Origin of the sequence: Streptosporangium sp. H16 (genome assembly GCF_051918855.1) — a bacterium.
In the GTDB taxonomy this organism is placed as follows: domain Bacteria; phylum Actinomycetota; class Actinomycetes; order Streptosporangiales; family Streptosporangiaceae; genus Streptosporangium.
The window spans coordinates 96900-110162 of the sequence record NZ_JBPXMD010000009.1; the positions used below are offsets into that span (position 1 = coordinate 96900).

The window sequence follows — 13263 nt, forward strand, 5'->3', positions numbered from 1 at the left end:
CACCCCGGTCAGCGCTTCTGGAACCCCGACAGCCATTCGAGCAGCAGGCGCACGCCGAACCCGGTGGCCCCCTTGCTGAAGACGCCCTCGTCCGCGCCGCTGCGGCCGACACCCGCGATGTCCAGGTGCGCCCACGGCCGTCCACCGGTGAACTCGCGCAGGAACAGCGCCGCGGTGACGGAGCCGGCGCCGTAGGTCGAGCCCGCCTCGATGTTGGTCATGTCGGCCACGGACGAGTCGAGCGCGGGGACGTAGTCCTCGATCAGGGGCATCCGCCAGAGCCGCTCCCCGCTGGTCGTCCCCGCCCCGGCCAGCGCGCCGGCCAGCTCGTCGTCGGAGGCGAAGACCGCGCCGAGGTCCTTGCCCAGGGCGATGCCGATCGCCCCGGTCAGCGTGGCGATGTCGACCATGACGTCCGGGTCCAGCTCCGCGTCGGCGTAGGCCAGCGCGTCGGCCAGGACCAGACGCCCCTCGGCGTCGGTGTTGAGCACCTCCACGGTCCGGCCGCCGTACTGCGTGATCACGTCGGAGGGGCGCTGGGCCGTGCCGGAGAAGGCGTTCTCGGCGGCGGCGACGAGGCCGGTGACCCGCACCCGCACGCCGAGCGCGGCCAGCGCGCCCAGGACCGCGATGACGACGGCCCCGCCGGCCATGTCGGTCTTCATGAACACCATGTTGCTCGTCGGCTTGAGCGAGATGCCGCCGGTGTCGTACGTGATGCCCTTGCCGACCAGGACCACGTGGCCGGTCGCGTCCTCTGGCTCGTAGGAGAGCTGGATCAGCCGGGGCGGGTTCACCGACCCCTGCCCGACGGCGAGGATGCCGCCGAACCCGCCGGAGCGCAGCTCCCGCTCGTCCCACACCCGCACCGCGACGCCCTGCTCGGCGGCGCGCTCGGCGAGCCAGGCGGGGGACTTCACCGAGGAGGGGGTGTTGGCCAGGTCCCTGGCGAGCGCCACGGCCCCGGCGATCACCTCGGCCTCGGCGACCTCCGCCTCGACCCCCTCGCCGACGAACTCGAGCGTCACCGGCGCGGACTTCACCTCGCCGACCCTGAAGGTGTACGTGGCCAGCAGCGCGCCCTCCACGAACGCGGCCACCGGCCCGCTCGGGAGCACGATCCTGATGGCGTCCCTGCCCTTGCCGCGCCGCGCCACCGCCGCGCCCGCCCTGCGCAGGGCGGGCGCGGAGCCGTCGCCGACCCCGTAGAGGAGCACCCGGCCGACGGCGTCGCCGTTCGCGACGGGAACCTCGACGATCTCACCCGCCTCGCCCTTGGCCTTGTGGTGGGCGAGCAGTGCCGCCGCGGGCACCGGCAGCTCGATCTCGGGCGCGAGGTCCTCGGCGAAGGGGACGGCCAGCAGCTCGGCGTCACCGGGGAGCCCGGAAAGCACGGTCCCGGCTTCCTCCCCGGTGGCGGGCTCCGCGCCCGCGGGGGGCGCGGCGGAGAGCCCCTGCGCGTAGGGAACGCGAGGCAGGAGCAGATAGGGGGAGATGGGCATAGGGGTAACTCCAGTCATCAGGCCCGGCGTGGTGGAGAACGCCGGGGAGAACACCGCGGCCCTGGCGCGAGCCGCCGTGAGGCGGTCCGGCGGCCAGGGCCGTGTTCGTCGTCGGTCGCGCGGGCCATCGCAGGTGTCATGCTCCCCGAGCAAGCTCAAATAGGGCCCGGCTCCACCACTTCTGTCTTAGATCGGGATCAACCGACTATTTTCTTCAGTTCCTCAGCGAGGGCACCGGCTTCGTCCGCCGAAAGCTCGACGACAAGGCGGCCGCCACCCTCCAGAGGAACCCGCATGACGATCCCCCTGCCTTCCTTGACGACCTCCAGCGGACCATCACCGGTCCTCGGCTTCATAGCCGCCATGCGTGTATCCCTTCCTGCTTCGGGCTCCGGATCTCCGACTGACCCGAGGGTGGCCGACGCATTCACGTCTTCTGTGATGTCCTATTATCCCGCCTCCGCACGGAGAATGGGAACGATCAGTCTCAGCGTCGGCTCATCCGGCGATCAAGACCGTTGTCCGGGGCCCCTCGGACGACCAAACTTGTCCTCGTGAACGCCCGCGCCGCTCTCTTCGATCTGTACGGGGACCACCTCAGGTCCCGAGGCGGTCGCGCGTCCGTGGCCGCCCTCGTCCGGCTGCTCGCCCCGCTGGACATCGCTGCTCCCGCCGTGCGCACCGCCGTCTCGCGGATGGTGCGGCAGGGCTGGCTCGCGCCCGCCCGGTTGCCCGGAGGCCCCGGTTACGAGGTCACCCCCAAGTGCGTGCACCGCCTCGACGAGGCCGCGCTGAGAATTTACCGAGTCGGAACGATCACGTGGAACGGCCGGTGGCACATCCTCGTGGTGGAACCCGTACGCGAGCGGTCCAGGCGGGAGCGCCTGCGCTCGGATCTGGCCTTCATCGGGTACGCGCCGATGTCGGAGACGACCTGGATCGGGCCGCGGCCCTCCCCCGAACTGGACGCGATCCTCGAGGGCGAGGACCTGTCCGTGGACCGGTTCGACGCGGTGCTCGACGGTGACCCCGCGGCGCTGGTCGCCAGGACCTGGGACCTGGACGGCATCGGGGCCGCCTACGAGGAGTGGATGGCCCAGGCGATGGACCTGGTCGGCAGGCTGCCCGGCAACGCGGGCGACGACCAGGTGTTCGCCACCCGGAGCAGGCTGCTGCACGGGTGGCGCAACTTCCTGTTCCGCGACCCCGGGCTTCCCGCCGAGCTCCTGCCCCGGGGCTGGCCCGGGGAGAAGGCCAGGATCTACTTCGAGCACGAGGCCGGGCGGCTGCTCCCGGCCGCCGCCGCCTTCGTCGACCGCCACCTCGGCGAGGCGTAGCGGAGATCGTGCCGCAACCGTGACGGACAACCGTGACGGGGACCGTGGCGAGCCCCCGGCCCCCCGGCGGACGTCCCGGCCGGCGAGCCGGACACCGCGGCAGGGCCGTCGGCGGCTTCCTGGGGCCGCTCCCGACCGCGAGGGCGTCAGGCCCGGCGTGTCCAGCAGTCGGCCAGGTGATCGTTGACCAGGCCGATGGCCTGCATCAGCGCGTAGGCGGTGGTCGGGCCGACGAAACGGAAGCCGTGCGCCTTGAGGTCCTTGGCCAGGGCCTTGGAACCGGCGGTCTGGGCGGGCACGTCCGCCAGGGTCTTCGGAACGGGCGCGCCGGGGTCCGCGTGCTTCCAGACGAGGTCGGACAGGCCACCGCCGAGCGCGGCCCGCGCGTTGGCGATCGTCGCCTCGATCTTGGCCCGGTTCCTGACGATGCCCGCGTCGCCGAGCAGGCGGGCGACGTCCTCGTCGCCGAATCCGGCCACGGCCGGGATGGAGAACCCCTCGAAGGCCCTGCGGAAGTTCTCCCGCTTGCGCAGAATGGTGATCCACGACAGGCCGGACTGGAACGACTCCAGCGCGATCCGCTCGAAAACCCGGTCGTCGCCGGTGACCGGACGGCCCCACTCCTCGTCGTGGTAGGCGACGTAGTCGGGGGCGGAGGTCGCCCAGCCACAGCGCACGAGCTCCACAGGCTCCACGGCCTCGACGTGGCCCGCGGCCCGCGAGGTCTCGGTCACCGCGGGCCCTCCGTCTCCTGCCGCTCCCCCGTACGAAGGCCGACGGAACCGGGAGACGACTCCTTCGAGGCCGAAGTCCCGGAATCCGAAGTCCCGGAAGAGGACGGCGAGGACGGCGAATCCGGCACCGAGGACGTCTCGGACGGTTCGGCCGGCCTGGCGAACCGCGACCTGCCGGACGGCCTGGCGGCCTCGGCCGTCCCGGCGGCCTCAGTGGTCCCAGTGGTCTCAGGGGCCTCGGGAAGCTTCTCCGGCTCGGACGGTTCGTCCGGCTCGGAGGGCCTGGCGAACCGCGACGCACCGGACGACGTGCCGCCCTCGGCCGCCCCGGTGGCCTCAGGGTCCTTGGGGGCCTTCTCCGGCCCGGAGGGCTCACCGGACCCCCTGGGCTCGCGCTCGGCCGGCGACCCGTTGGACAGCTCCTCGGCCGCCCCGAAGCCGTCCCTGGCGGGAAGCTCGTACGGCGCCTCGAGCCCGCGCTGAGGGGGCGGGGAGCCGGGGTTGAGCTCGTGGCGGGCCTGGAGCCTGCCGGCGAGCAGTTCCGAAACCCGCTGCTCCAGCACGGCGATCCTGGTGTCACGCTCGCTCAGGGCCCCGGCGACCCGGTTCAGGGTCTCATCCACGCTCTGCGTGTTGTATCCGACGAGGCTCACCGGGAGCTGGAGGGCCATGAAGTCGACCGCGCCGAGCTGACCCGCCTGGGGCAGGTTCAGCGGGGGCACGTCGGGGGCGAACTCGCTCAGCTCGCCTCCCCGGCCCATGGCGACCACCGTGACACCGGCGATGACGGCTACGGCAGCGAAGGCTAATACGACCAGCACATACGAATCGTGCCACATCTCCGCTGGCCTAGGATCGGATCATGACGTTCGTCGTGCTCGGACCCGGTGACCGGGATGAACCCGGCTGGGTCGAGGCCCGTTCGATCGAGGAGGTCGAGGAGCTCGTCCGTGCCGGGCACACCGTGGTCGTCACCCCCGCCCGGCTGGCCGCCGCCGAACCCGCCCCGTCCGCCGCGTCCGCCGAGAACGCCGAGAACAGCGGCAACAGCGGGGACGCCGGAGCCGCCGTCGCGAGAGAGCGGGACGCCGAGGCCGCGGAACTCACCGCGGCCTCGATCTGCGCCTGGGCCGGCGCCCGGGTCTTCCGTACGGAGCGCGTCGACCAGGTGCGGCTCGCGGTCGAGATGACCGACTCCCTCGCCGGGCGGCGTCCGCCCGCGCTAACCCGCCGTGGCCTCGCCTAGCTCCTCCGGGCTCGGCTCCAGGTGCCTGGTCGACTTCTCCAGCAGCCGGAACGCCTCGTCGACCGTGGTGGTCCAGGAGATGGCGTCGAAGACGTTCGGGCGGGTGAAGCCCGCCTCGTCCATGCCCTCGACCAGCTCCCGCAGCGGCGCGTAGATCCCCCAGGGGTCGAGGAGCACCAGCGGCTTGTCGTGCAGGCCGAGCGTGCGGGACGTCCAGATCTCGAACAGCTCCTCCAGCGTCCCGATGCCCCCGGGCAGCACCAGGAAGGCGTCGGAGCGGGCGTCCATCACCCCCTTGCGCTCGCGCATGTCGGTGGTGACCACCAGCTCGTCGGACTCCTCGTCCGCGATCTCGATGTCCACCAGCGACTGGGGGATCACCCCGATGGTGCGGGCGCCACCCGCGCGGGCCGCGCGGGCCACGGCTCCCATGCAGGAGACCCTGGCTCCACCGCTCACCAGGGCGTGCCCGCGCCTGGCGAGCTCGGAGCCGACCTCCTCCGCCAGTTTCAGATACTTCTTGTCGATCTTCTGACTCGATGCGAGGAATACACAAATGAACACGTGCCGACCTTATTCGGCGTCGCCGACCGTGGTCATGGCCGCCTTCCGCTCCTCCTCCAGTCGCCCGCCCCTGTTGTTGTCGGCCTCGACGATGATCCGGACCGCCTCGTCCACGTCGTCGGTGACGTGAATGAGATCCACGTCCGCCGGAGAGATCTTTCCCGACCCCATGAGGGTGTTCTTGATCCAGTCGAGCAGGCCGCCCCAGAACTCCGTTCCCATGAGCACCACAGGGAAAGAAGTGACCTTCTGGGTCTGGACCAGGGTGAGCGCCTCGAAAAGCTCGTCCATGGTGCCGAAACCGCCGGGCAGCGTGACGAATCCGCAGGAGTACTTCACGAACATGGTCTTGCGGACGAAGAAGTAGCGGAACTCGATGCCGAGGTCGACGTACTCGTTCATGCTCTGCTCGAAGGGCAGCTCGATGCCCAGGCCCACCGAGACGCCTTCCGCCTCCACGGCCCCCTTGTTGGCGGCCTCCATGCAGCCGGGGCCGCCACCGGTGATCACGGCGTAGCCCGCCTCGGACAGCTTCCGGCCGAGCTGGATGCCCATCTCGTACTCGGGGCTGTCCACGGGGGTTCGCGCGGACCCGAAGACGGTCACCGCCTGGGGCAGTTCGGCGAGCTGGCCGAAGCCCTCGACGAACTCGGCCTGGATGCGCAGCACCCGCCACGGATCCATGTGCAGCCAGTCGGCCGGCCCCCTCCGATCGAGGAGTCGCTGGTCGTGGGTGGAGTCGGAGACGAGATCGCCGCGAACCACCGCGGCTCCCTGACGACGTTCTGGACGTGTTTTCTTCATGCGGGTCACCGTAGCGCCGTCCCAGAAAAATCTTGAAAAATCTCCATGAAAACATGGAACCGGACTTTGAACAGGGTGCGTCTAACTGCACGAGGGTGCTGCTCGGGACTGAAAGTGGCTTTCCCCGCCAAATGGCCGGCGAGGAAAGCCACTTTCATTTGTACCGGCCCCTCCCGGGTCCCGCACACCGAGGATCTCGCGAACGGCGCACCGGCCCCGAGGGCCCCGGCCTCTCTCAGGACAGCCAGCCGAGCATTCCGCGCTCGCAGTCGGCGATCTTCCTCAACGAGACGAACTCGTCCTTCTGGTGCGCCAGATTCGGATCTCCGGGACCGTAGTTGACCGCGGGCACGCCCAGGCCGGAGAAAAGCGAGACGTCGGTCCAGCCGAGCTTGGCGCGCGGCGTGCCGCCGACGGCCTCGACGAAGGCCGCCGCCACCGGATGGGTCAGGCCGGGCCGCGCCCCGGCGGCGGCGTCGGTGAAGCGGACCTCGTACCCCTCGAACACCTCGCTCACGTGGGCGCGCGCCTCGTCCAGCGACAGGTCGGGGGCGAAGCGGTAGTTCACGGTCACCACGCACTCGTCGGGAATCACGTTGCCCGCGACGCCGCCGCCGATGCCCACCGCGTTCAGGCCCTCGTGGTACTCCAGCCCGTCCACGACGGGAAGCCTGGCCTCGTAGGCGTTCAGGATCGCGAGCACCGGCTGGGCCGCGTGGATGGCGTTGACCCCGAGCCAGGACCTGGCGCTGTGCGACCGCTTGCCCCGGGTGACGATCTGGGCCCTGAGCGTGCCCTGGCAACCGCCCTCGATCACGCCGTCGGTGGGCTCCATGAGCACGGCGAAGTCACCCGCGAGCCAGTCGGGGTGCCTGCGGCTGAGCCGGAGCAGACCGTTGCGCTCGGCCTCGATCTCCTCGCAGTCGTAGAAGACGTAGGTCACGTCCCTGCTGGGCTCGGGGAGACCGGCCGCCAGTTTCAGGGCGACCGCGACGCCGGCTTTCATGTCCGAGGTGCCGCAGCCGTACAACCGGTCGCCCTCGACCCGGCTGGGCAGGTTGCCGACGACGGGGACGGTGTCGAGGTGTCCGGCGATCACCACCCGCTCGCCGCGGCCCAGGTGGGTGCGGGCCACGATCGACTCCCCGTCGCGCTCGACGGTCAGGTGCCGGAGCGGCCGCAGCGCCTCCTCCACGGCGTCGGCCAGGGCCTTCTCGCCGCCGCTGACCGACTCGACGTCCACGATCCCGGCGGTGAGCTCCCCGACATCCTGTGTGAGGTCCAGACGCGTACTCATGCCCGCGACCCTAGTACTCGTACGGGATCCGGCCCGCCCCGGCCCCGCTCACGCAGGAGAGAGATCCGGCCCGCCCCGGCCCCGCTCGCGCGGGAGGCGGTCACCCGTGCAGGAGGCGGTCGAGTTCGGCCCTGCCGGGCCGGTGGCCCTCCTCCAGGCGTTCGAGCACCAGGACGCAGCGCAGGCCGAAGCCGCCGCCGGGAAAGTCGTGCCACCGGGTGCCTCCGGTCGCCACGCACCAGTCGGGGACTCGCCCGCGGCCCAGTTCCTCACCCGTCCGCACGTCGACGACCGGGGTCGAGCCCGACAGGACCGTCCCGGCGCCGACCACGGCGCCCCGGCCCACGCGGGCCCCGTCGACGATCACGGCCCCGCCGCCGATCAGCGCGCCGTCCTCGACGACCACGGGCACCGTCCCCGACGGCTCCCCGGTGGCGCGGGGGTCCTCCGCGCCGTCCTGGCCACCGGTCTCACCGACGCCCGCTCCCTGGGACAGGCGGACGTTCCTGCCGATCTGGGCACCCGCGCCGATCGAGACCCACGTGCCGACCGTGCTGCCCTCGTCCACGTGGGCGCCGATGTCGACGAACGAGGGCATCAGCACGACGCCCGGCGCCAGGTAGGAGCCCCAGCGGGCGATCGCCCCCGGCACGACGCGCACCCCCTCGACGGAGGTCTTCAGCGGGACGCGGTCGTGGTGGTGGAAGTCGCCCACCTGGGACCTGGCCATGCCGAGCACCCGGAACGCGAGCATGACGGCCCGCCGGGCGCGCTCGTCCACGACCACCTCGCCGGTGCGGGAGACCTCGGCCACCCTGGCCTTGCCGCTGTCGAGCATGTCCACCGCGCTCACCACGACGGCACGGGCCTCGGCGTCGGCGGGGCTCAGCTCGGCCCTGCGCCACCACAGCTCGTCGACGGCCGCGGGCAACGGGCTGACATCGCTCTGGGTCATGGCCCGGAGCCTATGTTCGCGGGGTTCTACCAGACCGCGCAATCGCTGGGGGCCTGTAGGTTCTTGACCGTGCGACGGCGCTTCTCAAAAGGGGTCATCGCGATCATCGTGATCGTGACCGTGCTCGCGGTGGCCATCACCGTGGGTCTCTTCACCTTGCTCAGGCGGGTGACACCGCTCGTCGACCTCGGCGAGGGATGCAAGATCACGACACCGGAGGGCTCGCTGGAGCTGGATCTCGAACAGGCCAAGGTGGCGGCGGTCATCGCGGCCGTGGCGGCCCGCAGGAAACTGCCCGAGCGGGCCGTGGTGATCGCCTACGCCACCGCCATGCAGGAGTCCAAGCTGGAGAACCTGACGGGCGGCGACCGCGACTCGGTCGGCGTGTTCCAGCAGCGCCCCTCCCAGGGCTGGGGCAGGCCCGAGCAGCTCGTCGACCCCGTCTACGCCTCGGGGAAGTTCTTCGCCGCGCTGGTGAAGGTGAAGGGCTACCGGAAGATGCCGCTCCACGAGGCGGCCCAGGAGGTGCAGCGCTCGGCCGACGGGTCGGCGTACGCCCAGCACGAGGACGACGGGAAAATCCTCGCCGCGGGGTTCACCGGGCGCGTGCCCAAGGCCGTGCACTGCTGGTTCCCCGCCCCGGCGGGCAAGACCCCTCTCCCCGACGAGCGGGGGGCAGAGCGCGGGCTCGCCAGGGCCCTGGGACCGGGGGACGCCTTCGAGGCCCCCTCGCGCAGGCGCGGCTGGCTGGTGGCCGCCTGGTCGATCGCGCACGCCAAGACGTTCGGGCTGTCCAGGATCCGCTACGACGGCCAGTCGTGGGTCTCGGCGAAGGGCCACGACGGCTGGAAGGCCGAGCCGGGGTCCTCCGCCAGAAAGGTCCAGCTCTCCTAGCCGCCGCCCTGCTTCTTCTCGATCCTGATCGTGCCGGGGGCGAGGGGCTGGGCGTGGGAGGAGCTCCAGCCCTTGCCCTGGAGTCGTTCGAAGCTGAGCAGGCGGCCGTCGGCGGCCCGGTAGTCGGCGAAGTCGAGCAGGCCCCGCTCGGGCATCGAGGTGACGCCCTCCCCGCGGAAGGCCGCGGTGCCCCGGTCGACGGGGAAGAAGTCGACCCCCTCGACACTCAGCGTGGCCTTGGCGGGGATCATGCCCTCGGTGGGCACCGGCGTCCACAGCAGCACCTCCAGGTGCGGCGGTTCGCCGCCCAGGCCGTCGCGCATCTGGATCGACAGCCACTGGTAGCGCCGGGTGCCGTCGTCGAGGAGGTATTCGGTCCACTGGCTGCCCTGCCATGACAGGTACAGGGCGCCGAGGACGCGGCTGCGCACCCCCTGACAGTCGATCGTGTCACCGACCTTGATCGTGCGGGGGTCGGGGTAGTCGATGCCGACACGGCCCATGGACGGTTGGGCCTGCGGCTGCGTGGCCTCAGCCGAGAGGAGGGGGGTCTCGCCGGAACGCTCGGAATCGCCGGCCTTCCTGTCCTGGCGCGTCGTCGCGAAGAACGCGCCGAGCAGCAGGACGAGCGTGGCCACACTCAATCCGAGTATCACGGCGACCTCGGTGGTCATGCCGCGCGATCCTACTGGAGGCGGCGCACCGCCGCACTGATGCGTTCGTCACCGGCCGTCACGGCGATCCTGATGTGCCGGTCGCCCGCGGTGCCGTAGAAGTCGCCGGGCGCGACGAGGATTCCCCTGCCGGCCAGCGCGCGGACCTGGTCCCAGCAGCCCGCCCCGTTGGACGCCCACAGGTACAGGCCCGCGGTGGAGTGCTCGATCTTCCAGCCGGCCGCCTCCAGGGCGGGACGCAGCGCCGCGCGGCGGGCGGCGTATCGGGCCCGCTGCTCCTCGGCGTGCTCGTCGTCGTCCAGCGCCACGGCCATCGCCGCCTGGACCGGCGCGGGCATGATCATGCCGGCGTGCTTGCGTATCTCCAGCAGCCGCTTGATCAGCGCGGGGTCGCCCGCGACGAACCCGGCCCGGTAACCGGCCAGGTTGGAGCGCTTGGACAGCGAGTGCACCGCGAGCAGGCCCTCGTGCGAGCCGCCGCAGACGTCCGGGTGCAGGATCGAGATCGGCCGCTCCTCCCAGCCCAGCTCGATGTAGCACTCGTCGGAGGCCACGACCGCGCCGTGCTCGCGCGCCCACGAGACGACCTTGCGCAGGTGCTCGGCGGGCAGGACCCTGCCGGTCGGGTTGGACGGGGAGTTCACCCAGACCAGCGGCACCCGCTCGGGCCCGAGCGTGAGCAGCCCGTCGGTGGCGTACGGCTCGGCGCCCGCGAGGCGCGCCCCCACGTCGTAGGTGGGGTAGGCCAGCTCGGGGAGGACCACCCGCTGCCCCGGACCGACGCCGAGCAGCGTCGGCAGCCAGGCCACGAACTCCTTGGAACCGATCAGCGGCAGCACGTTCGCCTGGTCGAGGATCACGCCGTGCCTGCGTCGCAGCCATTCGGCGGCGGCCGAGCGAAGGCGCTCGGTGCCGTACGTCAGCGGGTATCCGGGACTGTCCGAGGCGTCCGCGAGGGCCTGCCGCACGACGGCGGGCACCGGATCGACGGGAGTGCCCACCGACAGGTCGACGATCCCGTCGGGGTGCGACGCCGCGAGCTCCTTCAGCGGCGTGAGCCGGTCCCACGGGAAGTCCGGCAGACCGTTCATCGGAACCTCGCCGGGACGCTCGTGGCCTCTGACGGGTCGGGAATGGCGTTCATGATGATCAGCCGTCGTCCTTCACTGGGGCGGGTCTGCCTGAGACGGGACCGGAGGAGGGCGGCCGTCATGGCCGCCTCCCTCCGGCACCCGCTCCTAGTGGCTCTCGGCCTGCGGGGGCAGGGCCGCGACGACCGGGTGGTCCTTCTCGATCTTGCCGACCTTGGAGGCGCCGCCGGGCGACCCCAGGTCCTCGAAGAAGTCCACGTTCGCCTTGTAGAAGTCCTTCCACTGCTCGGGCAGGTCGTCCTCGTAGAAGATGGCCTCCACCGGACAGACGGGTTCGCACGCGCCGCAGTCAACGCATTCGTCGGGGTGGATGTAGAGCATCCGCTCACCCTCGTAGATGCAATCGACGGGGCACTCCTCGATGCACGCCTTGTCCAGGACGTCCACGCAAGGCTGCGCGATGACGTAGGTCACCTCGGGCTCCTTCTTCTTTACGCACCTAGGCACGACTTCGACCGCGAGTTGCTACGCCCTAGTATTGCCGTGCCTGCCATGTGTCTGAAACGGGAGGGGGCAAAAGCCGATGGCCCTTGGTTTCAGCGCTCGCCTGAACATCACCATAACCCCTTCCGACGTGGGCAAAAGAGTCACCACTCGGAGACGGGTTCCTGAAGGGTTCCGCGACGCGGTGGGTGAGCTGGAGTTCTGGCGCGACGGCGTGCTCGGCGTGCGCAGGCGAAACGGCGTCCTGGTGGAAATCGATGAGGAGACGCTCGCCGCGGCGAAGGTCGTCCCGGAATCTCCGCGAACCCCGCGCCCGCGCGCGTGACCGGCCCGGTAGTCCCCGCGCCCACGCGCGTGACCGGGGCGGCCCACCCGGCCGACCTCGGGCACCGACTTTCGGGCACCGACTTTCGGGCACCGGCTCTCGGGCACCGGCGGAGTCCCCGCGCGGCGCGTGCGGACGACGGCCGGACCCCGCCGGGTAAGCCGCTCGCCAAGACACGTGTAAGCCGTTCGCCAATAAGGGCCGCGCCTGCTCGACCAGACGAATGACAGCGGAGAGTATTCCGTTCGTGACCGTACGTACCAGCGCCGCAGCCGCCGTGATCCTCACGGCCACGATCGCCGGATGTGGCGCCCCGGCTCCTCAGAACGTCCAATTCCCGCCCCTCAACACGCAGGCCGCCTCCCTGAAGGAGGGCTTCTCGACAATGGAGCGCCTCGTCGAGGCGGCCAGGAAGGAGGGGGCTCTCACGGTGATCGCGCTGCCGCGCGACTGGGTGAACTACGGCGAGATCATCGACACCTTCTCCGAGGAGTACGGGATCAAGGTCAACCAGCTGGAGCCCGACGCCAGCAGCGCGAGGGAGATCGCGGCCGCGGCCACGCTCAAGCCGGACGTGTTCGACCTGAGCATGGACGTCGCCGCGGCCAAGTCCGCCCTCTTCGCCCCGTACAGGGTCCAGGGCTGGCAGGACATCCCCGACCGCCTGAAGGACCACAGGGGCCTCTGGTACGCCGGGTACGGCGGCTACATGTCCATCGGCTACGACCCGAACAAGGTCGCGGCCCCCGCGTCCTTCTCCGACCTGCTCAAACCGGGACACAGAGTCGCACTGCCCGGCGACCCCCGGGAGGTGTCCGCGGCCTTCAACGGGGTGATGGCCGTCTCCCTGCGGGGCGGCGAGGCGAGGGCCGAGCGGGGCGTGGAGTTCTTCCACCGCCTCAAGGGCGAGGGCAATCTCGCGGCCACGCCCAAGGCGGCCTCGGTGCTCGTCGACTGGGACTACCACAACGCCGAGCGGGCCGCCGTCGACAAGGCGTGGAAGGTCGCGATTCCCGGTGACGCCGTGCTCGGCTCGTACTACGTCCAGGCCATCAACAAGCAGGCCCCGCACCCGGCCGCGGCCCGGCTCTGGCAGGAGTTCCTGTTCTCCGACAAGGGTCAGAACCTGTTCCTGAAGGGCTATGCCCGCCCGGCCAGGATGGAGGCCCTGCAGATGCGCGGCACCCTTGACCGCGAGCTGGCCGCGAAACTGCCCGCGACCAGCGCGAAGCCCGTGATCCTCTCCATCCCGGAGATCGACAGGGCCAGGGCCTACCTCCAGCGCGAATGGGTCAAGAAGGTGAGATGAACCTGAGGCTGCCGAGACTGATATGTC

16 protein-coding genes are annotated in these 13263 nt (G+C 71.0%); 5 read left to right on the top strand and 11 right to left on the bottom strand.

Annotated features, from left to right (window positions below; genetic code table 11):
- Positions 1-8 precede the first annotated feature (8 nt).
- Positions 9-1502 carry a leucyl aminopeptidase family protein gene (locus ACTOQ2_RS17220; protein ID WP_440100547.1) on the bottom strand — a complete coding sequence of 498 codons (1494 nt, stop codon included), beginning with the start codon at positions 1500-1502 and terminating at the stop codon, positions 9-11.
- Positions 1503-1699: 197 nt separating this feature from the next.
- Positions 1700-1867, bottom strand: coding sequence for a DUF3117 domain-containing protein (locus ACTOQ2_RS17225; protein WP_440068454.1), 168 nt, complete (start codon positions 1865-1867; stop codon positions 1700-1702).
- Between the two features lie 189 nt (positions 1868-2056).
- Here ACTOQ2_RS17225 and ACTOQ2_RS17230 point away from each other — a divergent pair, with 189 nt between their 5' ends.
- Complete coding sequence (locus ACTOQ2_RS17230) at positions 2057-2839, top strand: PaaX family transcriptional regulator (RefSeq protein ID WP_440100548.1); 783 nt, start codon at positions 2057-2059, stop codon at positions 2837-2839.
- Positions 2840-2985: 146 nt separating this feature from the next.
- On the opposite strand, the gene ACTOQ2_RS17235 is transcribed toward ACTOQ2_RS17230, so the two are convergent.
- Both ACTOQ2_RS17235 and ACTOQ2_RS17240 read right to left on the bottom strand, forming a co-directional pair.
- Positions 2986-3573, bottom strand: coding sequence for a DNA-3-methyladenine glycosylase I (locus ACTOQ2_RS17235; RefSeq protein ID WP_440100549.1), 588 nt, complete (start codon positions 3571-3573; stop codon positions 2986-2988).
- Positions 3570-4394, bottom strand: a complete 825-nt coding sequence (locus ACTOQ2_RS17240; protein ID WP_440100550.1) for a hypothetical protein — start codon at positions 4392-4394, stop codon at positions 3570-3572. The genes ACTOQ2_RS17235 and ACTOQ2_RS17240 overlap by 4 nt, the downstream gene beginning before the upstream one ends.
- 41 nt (positions 4395-4435) lie before the next feature.
- Here ACTOQ2_RS17240 and ACTOQ2_RS17245 point away from each other — a divergent pair, with 41 nt between their 5' ends.
- Positions 4436-4819: a hypothetical protein gene (locus ACTOQ2_RS17245; protein ID WP_440100551.1), complete on the top strand. Its 384-nt coding sequence runs from the start codon at positions 4436-4438 to the stop codon at positions 4817-4819.
- Here ACTOQ2_RS17245 and ACTOQ2_RS17250 read toward each other — a convergent pair.
- The 4 genes from ACTOQ2_RS17250 to ACTOQ2_RS17265 form a co-directional block, all read right to left on the bottom strand.
- Entirely contained in the window at positions 4796-5383 is a 588-nt protein-coding gene (locus tag ACTOQ2_RS17250) for a TIGR00730 family Rossman fold protein (protein WP_440100552.1), read from the bottom strand. The two genes, ACTOQ2_RS17245 and ACTOQ2_RS17250, sit on opposite strands and share 24 nt — an antisense overlap.
- Positions 5384-5392: 9 nt before the next feature.
- Positions 5393-6187, bottom strand: coding sequence for a TIGR00730 family Rossman fold protein (locus ACTOQ2_RS17255; protein ID WP_440068444.1), 795 nt, complete (start codon positions 6185-6187; stop codon positions 5393-5395).
- A 235-nt stretch (positions 6188-6422) separates the two neighbouring features.
- Positions 6423-7484, bottom strand: a complete 1062-nt coding sequence (dapE, locus tag ACTOQ2_RS17260) for a succinyl-diaminopimelate desuccinylase (RefSeq protein WP_440068442.1) — start codon at positions 7482-7484, stop codon at positions 6423-6425.
- Between the two features lie 100 nt (positions 7485-7584).
- A complete protein-coding gene (locus ACTOQ2_RS17265; RefSeq protein ID WP_440100553.1) occupies positions 7585-8439 on the bottom strand; it encodes a 2,3,4,5-tetrahydropyridine-2,6-dicarboxylate N-succinyltransferase in 855 nt (284 codons plus the stop codon).
- Positions 8440-8508: 69 nt separating this feature from the next.
- On the opposite strand from ACTOQ2_RS17265, the gene ACTOQ2_RS17270 reads away from it, so the two are divergent.
- Positions 8509-9333: a hypothetical protein gene (locus tag ACTOQ2_RS17270; RefSeq protein WP_440100554.1), complete on the top strand. Its 825-nt coding sequence runs from the start codon at positions 8509-8511 to the stop codon at positions 9331-9333.
- Here the strand turns inward: ACTOQ2_RS17270 and ACTOQ2_RS17275 are convergent.
- The 3 genes from ACTOQ2_RS17275 to fdxA form a co-directional block, all read right to left on the bottom strand.
- Complete coding sequence (locus ACTOQ2_RS17275) at positions 9330-10007, bottom strand: DUF4178 domain-containing protein (protein ID WP_440100555.1); 678 nt, start codon at positions 10005-10007, stop codon at positions 9330-9332. The genes ACTOQ2_RS17270 and ACTOQ2_RS17275 overlap by 4 nt on opposite strands.
- 11 nt (positions 10008-10018) lie before the next feature.
- Complete coding sequence (gene dapC, locus ACTOQ2_RS17280) at positions 10019-11098, bottom strand: succinyldiaminopimelate transaminase (RefSeq protein ID WP_440100556.1); 1080 nt, start codon at positions 11096-11098, stop codon at positions 10019-10021.
- A 147-nt stretch (positions 11099-11245) separates the two neighbouring features.
- The gene (fdxA, locus tag ACTOQ2_RS17285; protein WP_344902423.1) at positions 11246-11572 is read right to left on the bottom strand and encodes a ferredoxin; all 327 of its coding nucleotides are present in this window, start codon (positions 11570-11572) and stop codon (positions 11246-11248) included.
- A gap of 109 nt (positions 11573-11681) precedes the next feature.
- Here fdxA and ACTOQ2_RS17290 point away from each other — a divergent pair, with 109 nt between their 5' ends.
- Positions 11682-11927: a putative acetyltransferase gene (locus ACTOQ2_RS17290; RefSeq protein ID WP_440100557.1), complete on the top strand. Its 246-nt coding sequence runs from the start codon at positions 11682-11684 to the stop codon at positions 11925-11927.
- A 247-nt stretch (positions 11928-12174) separates the two neighbouring features.
- Positions 12175-13236 carry an ABC transporter substrate-binding protein gene (locus tag ACTOQ2_RS17295; protein WP_440068433.1) on the top strand — a complete coding sequence of 354 codons (1062 nt, stop codon included), beginning with the start codon at positions 12175-12177 and terminating at the stop codon, positions 13234-13236.
- The last annotated feature ends 27 nt before the right edge of the window (positions 13237-13263 follow it).

Bases quoted from the DNA above. Each gene is read 5' to 3' on its own strand.
- dapE (WP_440068442.1), bottom strand. From the start codon at position 7,484: ATGAGTACGCGTCTGGACCTCACACAGGATGTCGGGGAGCTCACCGCC.
- ACTOQ2_RS17255 (WP_440068444.1), bottom strand. From the start codon at position 6,187: ATGAAGAAAACACGTCCAGAACGTCGTCAGGGAGCCGCGGTGGTTCGC.
- ACTOQ2_RS17245 (WP_440100551.1), top strand. From the start codon at position 4,436: ATGACGTTCGTCGTGCTCGGACCCGGTGACCGGGATGAACCCGGCTGG.
- dapC (WP_440100556.1), bottom strand. From the start codon at position 11,098: ATGAACGGTCTGCCGGACTTCCCGTGGGACCGGCTCACGCCGCTGAAG.
- ACTOQ2_RS17220 (WP_440100547.1), bottom strand. From the start codon at position 1,502: ATGCCCATCTCCCCCTATCTGCTCCTGCCTCGCGTTCCCTACGCGCAG.
- ACTOQ2_RS17265 (WP_440100553.1), bottom strand. From the start codon at position 8,439: ATGACCCAGAGCGATGTCAGCCCGTTGCCCGCGGCCGTCGACGAGCTG.
- ACTOQ2_RS17275 (WP_440100555.1), bottom strand. From the start codon at position 10,007: ATGACCACCGAGGTCGCCGTGATACTCGGATTGAGTGTGGCCACGCTC.
- ACTOQ2_RS17225 (WP_440068454.1), bottom strand. From the start codon at position 1,867: ATGGCGGCTATGAAGCCGAGGACCGGTGATGGTCCGCTGGAGGTCGTC.
- ACTOQ2_RS17290 (WP_440100557.1), top strand. From the start codon at position 11,682: ATGGCCCTTGGTTTCAGCGCTCGCCTGAACATCACCATAACCCCTTCC.